5 protein-coding genes are annotated in these 7,739 nt (G+C 42.0%); 3 read left to right on the plus strand and 2 right to left on the minus strand.

Annotated elements, in window-relative coordinates:
- Positions 1-163 precede the first annotated feature (163 nt).
- Positions 164-2,203, minus strand: a complete 2,040-nt coding sequence (metG, locus tag D0T49_RS06895; protein WP_163629864.1) for a methionine--tRNA ligase — start codon at positions 2,201-2,203, stop codon at positions 164-166.
- A gap of 236 nt (positions 2,204-2,439) precedes the next feature.
- Here metG and hisC point away from each other — a divergent pair, with 236 nt between their 5' ends.
- The 3 genes from hisC (at position 2,440) to D0T49_RS06910 (ending at position 6,129) form a co-directional block, all read left to right on the plus strand.
- Positions 2,440-3,474: a histidinol-phosphate transaminase gene (gene hisC / locus D0T49_RS06900; protein WP_163629865.1), complete on the plus strand. Its 1,035-nt coding sequence runs from the start codon at positions 2,440-2,442 to the stop codon at positions 3,472-3,474.
- A 26-nt stretch (positions 3,475-3,500) separates the two neighbouring features.
- Complete coding sequence (locus D0T49_RS06905; protein WP_163629866.1) at positions 3,501-4,274, plus strand: META domain-containing protein; 774 nt, start codon at positions 3,501-3,503, stop codon at positions 4,272-4,274.
- Between the two features lie 178 nt (positions 4,275-4,452).
- The gene (locus tag D0T49_RS06910) at positions 4,453-6,129 is read left to right on the plus strand and encodes a putative transporter (protein ID WP_163629867.1); all 1,677 of its coding nucleotides are present in this window, start codon (positions 4,453-4,455) and stop codon (positions 6,127-6,129) included.
- Positions 6,130-6,328: 199 nt separating this feature from the next.
- Here D0T49_RS06910 and D0T49_RS06915 read toward each other — a convergent pair whose 3' ends face one another.
- A complete protein-coding gene (locus D0T49_RS06915) occupies positions 6,329-7,669 on the minus strand; it encodes a hypothetical protein (RefSeq protein WP_163629868.1) in 1,341 nt (446 codons plus the stop codon).
- Between the last annotated feature and the right edge of the window lie 70 nt (positions 7,670-7,739).

A 7,739-nucleotide genomic window follows, 5' to 3' on the forward strand; every position in this document is an offset into this window, starting at 1 on the left:
TCTATATGCAAATTTAGACATTAAACTCTGAAAAAACAAAACAGAACTGCATTCAAAAATAGAGCAACTCAAGGTAGAAGCATTTGGGTATTTGTAAGAGGTAAGGGGTTGCCCTAAATACCGAATAGTATTTGCTTTTTTTCTGCAATTATTTTAGTTTTGTCTACTTCACTTCCGAGCCGTCAGCCACTTTAGCCTTAGGCTGCACCAATACCAGCTTTCCATCGGCGTCTTCTGCCGAGAGTATCATCCCTTCGCTCATAACTCCGCGTAGCTTACGAGGCTCAAAATTGGCTATGAAACAAACCTGCGTTCCGATTAATTCTTCGGGGTTAGGGTAATACTGTGCTATACCTGAAAGAATGGTACGTTCTCCCATACCGTCCGCAATGCGGAATTGCAACAGTTTATCCGCTTTAGGTACTTTCTGACAATCGAGCACCGTACCTACACGGATATCCATCTTCATAAAATCGTCGAAAGCCACATTTTCCTTCACCGGATTAGCTTTGCGGGCTTCCAGTTCGTTTGCCTTTTTAGTATCCAGAAGTTTCTGTATTTGTGCCTGAATAACATCGTCTTCTATTTTCTCGAAGAGCAGTTCGGGAGTTGCAAGCTGCGCACCGGCTTTCAACAAGTCTGTTTTGCCTAAGTCTGCCCAGTCGAAAGTCGGCATATTCAGCATTTCGCGCAACTTTTGCGACGAAAACGGCAGAAATGGCTCGAAGGCGATAGCCAAATTTGCAGCTATTTGCAGGCTCAGGTGCATAATAGTAGCTACACGTTCCATGTCGGTTTTTGCCAGTTTCCAAGGCTCAGTATCAGCCAAGTATTTATTCCCGATACGTGCCAGGTTCATTGCCTCTTTCTGTGCATCGCGGAAACGGAAATTATTCAACAAACGCTCCACATCGGCTTTTACACCAGCAAACTCATTTAATGTTTGTTTGTCATAATCATCCAATTCGCCTAAAGCGGGCACTTTGCCATCAAAGTATTTATGCGTAAGAACTAAGGCACGGTTGATAAAGTTACCGTATATCGCCACCAACTCATTATTGTTGCGTGCCTGAAAATCTTTCCACGTAAAATCGTTATCTTTCGTTTCAGGAGCATTTGCTGTCAGCACATAGCGCAACACATCTTGCTTTCCGGGGAAATCTACCAGATACTCATGCAGCCACACTGCCCAGTTGCGCGAAGTGGATATTTTATCCCCTTCAAGATTCAGGAATTCATTAGCAGGAACGTTGTCAGGAAGTATATAGCTGCCCTCTGCTTTCAGCATGGCGGGGAAGACAATACAATGAAAAACGATATTATCCTTCCCTATAAAATGCAGAAGGCGTGTATCTTCATCTTTCCACCACTTTTCCCAATCATCAGGAAGCAATTCCTTGGTATTAGATATATAGCCGATAGGCGCGTCAAACCACACATAAAGTACTTTTCCCTCAGCACCCTCTACCGGAACAGGTATACCCCAATCCAAATCGCGGCTTACGGCACGCGGTTGCAGCCCCATGTCGAGCCAGCTTTTACATTGTCCGTAAACGTTTGGTTTCCATTCCTTGTGGTCTTCCAAAATCCATTGGCGCAACCATGCTTCGTGCTGGTCGAGCGGTAAGTACCAATGCTTAGTTGTACGCATTACAGGAGTACTCCCGCTTATTGTCGAGCGTGGATTTATCAAGTCAGTTGCATTCAGCGAAGTTCCGCACGATTCGCACTGGTCGCCATAAGCATTTTCATTACCGCAATGAGGACATTTACCCATAATATAGCGGTCGGCCAAAAACTGCTGTGCTTCTTCATCGTAATACTGTTCCGACTCCTGCTCGATGAAACCGCCTTTAGCTTCGATGGTCTTGAATATCTCGGATGCCGTTTCGCGGTGTACAGCCGAAGTTGTACGCGAGTAAATATCAAATGAAATACCCAACTCCTCGAACGACTTCTTTATCAACGCATGGTAACGGTCTACTATGTCCTGAGGGGTAACCCCTTCTTTTTTAGCCTTGATAGTGATGGGCACTCCATGCTCGTCGGAGCCTCCGATGAATAACACATCTTCGCCTTTCAAGCGGAGATAACGGACATAAATATCTGCCGGAATATAAACACCTGCCAAATGACCGATATGAACAGGGCCGTTGGCATAGGGCAATGCAGAAGTTACAGTAGTGCGTTTAAATTGTTTCATATTGTAAAATCAGAAGCCAAGAACCGTAATTCGAGACTACATATTATATTGAACGTAATATTTTTTTGGAACGCAAAGATACGCACAAAAAATCAATAAATATCCATAAAAAGCTGTTTCATAAGAGGCACAAAAGTAAAAAAACAGCAAGAATAGCTAAAATGCAATTTGCAGAAGAAAAAAATCGTAATTTTGTAATCTCAAAAAATTGAAGTCTATTTTATAAATAAACCAAAATGAATTTACAAGAACTTCTTCGTGCCAATATACGTAACTTGGAGCCGTACTCGTGTGCTCGCGACGAGTTTAAAGGAGAAGCATCGGTTTATCTGGATGCAAACGAAAATCCATACAATGCTCCGTACAACCGTTACCCCGACCCTCTGCAATGGGAAGTAAAAAAACGTATTTCCACCCAAAAAGGAGTGCATATCGAAAATATTTTTCTCGGCAACGGCAGCGATGAGCCTATCGACCTGCTATACAGGGCTTTTTGCGAGCCACGCATCGACAATGTAGTCGCGATAGACCCTACTTACGGCATGTACAAAGTATGTGCAAGCATAAATGATGTGGAATACAGACAGGTATTGCTCAATGACGAGTACCAATTTGCGGCCGATGAGCTGCTACAGGCAACTGACGAGCATACAAAATTAATATGGCTCTGCTCGCCCAATAACCCCACAGGCAATAGCCTTAATCCGGATGAAATAAAAAAGACATTGGATAATTTCAACGGCATTGTAGTGGTGGACGAAGCATACATCGATTTCTCGTCGCAACAAAGTTTTGCCAGCCGGCTAAGCCACTACCCCAATCTGGTGATACTGCAAACATTCTCCAAAGCATGGGGAAGCGCGGCTATACGTCTGGGCATGGCATTTGCATCGCCCGAAATAGTGCAGGTGTTGAATAAGATAAAATATCCTTACAACATCAACATACTTACCCAGCAGCAAGCGTTGGATGTTTTGGATAATGCCGAACGAACAAAACAATGGGTTGAGACGTTATTGAAGGAGCGGGCTAATCTGATAGAAGAATTAAAGAAAATACCGCTTGTACAACATATTTATCCGACTGATGCTAACTTTATTTTGATAAAAGTGTCCGACGCAAACAGTGTATATCACTACCTGACCGATAAAGGTATCATCGTACGCAACCGGACTAAAGTATCGCTCTGCCTGAACAGCCTGCGGGTAACTGTAGGCACACCGGAAGAAAATAAAATATTACTGGAAGAATTGAAAAAATATAATAACTAATTAAAAAATTAAAACTTACTTTAAGTATGAAAACAACTAAATTATTTTTTACGGCAATCGTTATCTGTTTAACGGCTTTTTCTCTCGGCTCATGTAAAAAGACAAGTAAAACAGCCGATAACAGCAACAATTCATTAGACTGGAATGGTATTTACACAGGCGTTGTGCCATGTGCCGATTGCGAAGGCATACAAACTACCATTGTATTAAACCTAAACAATTCTTACGAACTGCGAACCAAATACTTGGGAAAAAACACTGAAGAATATGTAAAAACAGGTACGTTTGAATGGAACAAAGAAGGGAATGAAATTACATTGTCGGGCATCGACAAAAACGAAGCTCCATCGAAATACATGGTGGGCGAAAACAAACTTGTACAACTCGACACTAAAGGAAAAAGAATGGAATCGGCTACAGAGCCTAATTATACATTAGCAAAAGCATCGGACATTATCGAAAAATACTGGAAACTGATAGAAGTAAACGGTAAGGAAGTAAAAACATCGGAAAACCAAGCAAAAGAAGCTCATTTTATCCTGAAACTTGAAAACAACAGGGTAAACGGAAACGGTGGCTGTAACTCTTTCTTCGGAACCTATGTTATCAAGAATGGCAACCGCATTTCATTTTCGCAAATGGGCTCGACCATGATGGCATGTTTGAATATGGAAACCGAATCGCAATTTATGCGTGCTCTGGAAATGACCGATAATTATACTGTAAATGGTGACACCTTGTCGTTAAACCGCGCTCGTATGGCTCCATTGGCGCGTTTTGTTGCAGTATATATGCAATAATACATTTAACAAATAAAAGACATACAAATGATTGATTAATTACTGCATAATTATTACTTTTGCAGACTTTTTTTAAGGAGTGTTTGGGCACTCCTTATTTTTATGCTCACAAACAGGGCTTAATTTGCTAAATATAAGCAATTTATATTTTATATAATAATATCAAAAATCATTTTTTATGGACTGGCTTGTGTCATTATTTACGGGAGATGGGATAGCACACACCATTTTGTTGTATGCATTAGTAATTTCGGTTGGGGTTATGCTCGGAAAGATAAAGGTTTTTGGCATATCACTGGGAGTTACGTTTGTTTTATTTGTAGGTCTTTTTGTCGGACACCTTGGGCTTACGGTCAACCACATGTTGCTCGACTTTATTAAAGAGTTTGGGCTTATTCTTTTCGTATTTTCTATCGGGTTACAGGTAGGACCGGGTTTTTTCTCCTCATTCAAAAAAGGTGGCATGAAACTAAACTTCATGGCTGTATCTATCGTACTGCTGGGAGTTGCCACCACCATCGCAATATACTATATCTTGTCAGGACGTATTCCGATGGCAATGATGGTGGGAATCCTGTCGGGAGCAACCACTAATACTCCGGGACTTGGGGCTGCACAAGAAGCACTGAAACAACTATTTGACGCCGGACAAATAAGCGAAATTCCACAAATAGCGTTGGGCTACGCTGTGGCTTATCCGCTTGGCGTAGTTGGGATAATTCTGGCTTTGATACTGGTAAGGTTGATTTTCAAAGTAAATTTTGATGACGAAAACAAGCAAATTGAAGCGGAAAACAACACTTCCACCATACAGCCCGAACAGTTAACGATAAGAATCACAAATCCGGCTTTGGACGGACGCAAACTGTATGATGTAAAAAAACTGGTAGAAAAGAAATTTGTTATTTCACGCTTGAAACGCGGAGATAATTATTTTATTCCACAGGCTGACACTGAACTTCATGTGGGCGACATCTTGTTAATAGTTACCGGACAATGTGACGAAGAAGCTATTTGTGCATTTATAGGTGAGCCGGACGAAGTAGACTGGAGCGGCTCGGAACAACGGATGGTTTCAAGACGCATTATCATCACACAAAGTAAAATCAACGGTAAAACACTTGGTTCTTTACGCCTGCGTTCGGTTTACGGGGTGAATGTAACAAGGGTAAACCGCTCAGGGATAGATCTACTTGCAGCACCAAACCTGACATTGCAGATGGGCGACCGTGTAATGGTAGTAGGAGAGCTTGAGGCTATCGAAAAAGTAGAGAAATTCTTAGGAAACACATTAAAACGTCTTAACGAGCCACATATCATTACTATTTTTATCGGTATATTCTTAGGCATCATACTTGGAAGCATCCCGTTTGCTTTTCCCGGAATACCGATGCCTGTAAGGCTTGGACTGGCAGGTGGGCCGCTTATCGTTGCAATCCTTATCGGCCGTTTCGGATACAAGGCTAAACTGATAACCTACACCACACTCAGCGCAAACTATATGCTGCGCGAAATAGGGATATGCCTGTTCCTGGCAAGTGTCGGGTTGGGTGCCGGCGGGCAATTTGTCGAAACCGTAATATCGGGCGACGGACTGCTTTGGGTAGCATGTGGTTTCTTAATCACCATTATCCCCTTATTGATAGTAGGTATATGTGGACGGAAATTCCTGAAACTGAATTATTTTACATTAATGGGCTTGATTGCAGGCAGTACCACCGACCCTCCTGCACTTGCCTACGCCAATAGCGTTGCCGGAAACGACGCGCCGGCTGTAGCATATTCTACAGTTTATCCGCTTACCATGTTTATGCGGGTACTTACAGCACAGTTGCTTATTCTTATTTTTGTATAATATCCCAAAAAAAGAACGCAACCAGCGCAAATAAACACGGATTTACGCAAGATATAAGTACAATCATCAGGTATTATTTTGCTCCGTATAGGGGCACATACAAAACACGACAGGAGCACATAGAAAACGGTTACAATCCTCTCTATGTGCTCCTATTGTATAATCTAACAAAGCCTATGCAGCGCAAGCAAGCGATTTTCTAATGAAAATCTTTCCATTCCCCATTAGCATAGCCCTGAAATGTACTCGTTGCAGAGTTGTAGCGAATCATCCCGTTTTGAGGGTTAGCTGCAGCGGTAGCATCTGTACCCGATATCTTCATATACCCCACTACATTCAAAGCTACGTCTATCTGGCTACTGCTTCCGGCTCCTACCCCTAACTTTCCCTGTATGAAGTTCTTTTTGTTAGTACCTAATATATATATACCCCAACGTTCTGTTACATTCATATCATCCGAACCACTTGTTGCATATATATCAATCATCCTATTAATAGTCCCATTTGAGCTGTATGGCGCAATATAAAGTCCATAACTATATTCTGTAGTCCCTAAGGTATTATTCTGACCTATATGCCCATAATTTATCTGCATGCCATACAACGTATTCAAACTACCTTTGTTATCCTGATTTTGTTCACTGGAACGGAATGCATTTACTCTCTGCCCTATCAATACCCCATTATTGGTTTTACCTTCGGGAACTTCCTGATAAGCTGTAACAAACAATCCCCTTTGGTCGAACTTACTATCCGGATTAGCCGCAATAGGAGTATCTATAATCGCAGTACTCGAAATTATACCCATATAAGATTGTTGATATCCATTCGAACCAAGTACCCAGTTTGAAGTATTAGACTTGCCATACGTATAAAACTTAGTATTCATCGAACTTTTTGACACACCTATAAAAAGACCTCCGTTACGCCAAATGATATCCTTTTTATTTTCTCCGGCATCTACACTCGTCCCCATCCGATACCAAGCTGTAGAAACAGGCTGATTATATGCCACATAGCTTGTACCGTTGTATATCCATATCTTCCCATCGGTAGACACATACAGGTAAGCGGTTTTAGCCTTTAGGCTTGCATCGTCGCTGAAGTCCACATTCGCATTACCGTCGTCATCGGTTGGCGACACATCATCAAAACGGGTGTTCGCATTATTCGGGTTTGTAGTGTCAACAAACACAATGGTACGCGATGTAGTAGCCTCTTGCTGGCGCACCCAGCGGGTACCATCGTTATAATACATGCCGGGAGTTACAGCCACGTCGTCGGCTCCGGCTGTAGCTGTGTTGTACACCGCCATACCTGCTACGTGATTGTTCAGAGGCGAAGGGGTTTCTGTATCAGTAAGCGTCACACGGGGCAATAGCAAGCCCTTGTTTGCACTTGCCAGTTCTAATATAGCATTGTCGTTAGGTGCCCTGTCAGCCCCAATAGTTACTTGCGCATTGGCATTAAAAATGAAAAACGAAAATTGAAAAAGACAGAACAAAACTAAAGTCTGTCGTAAAAATTGTTTTCTGTTCATGAGTTGATAATTATTAATTGTTAGTTATTAATGTTTAATTATTATTTGTTTCCGTTCCGTATAGCGGCTT

The organism is Paludibacter sp. 221, from assembly GCF_010501035.1.
Classification (GTDB): domain Bacteria; phylum Bacteroidota; class Bacteroidia; order Bacteroidales; family Paludibacteraceae; genus QVMH01.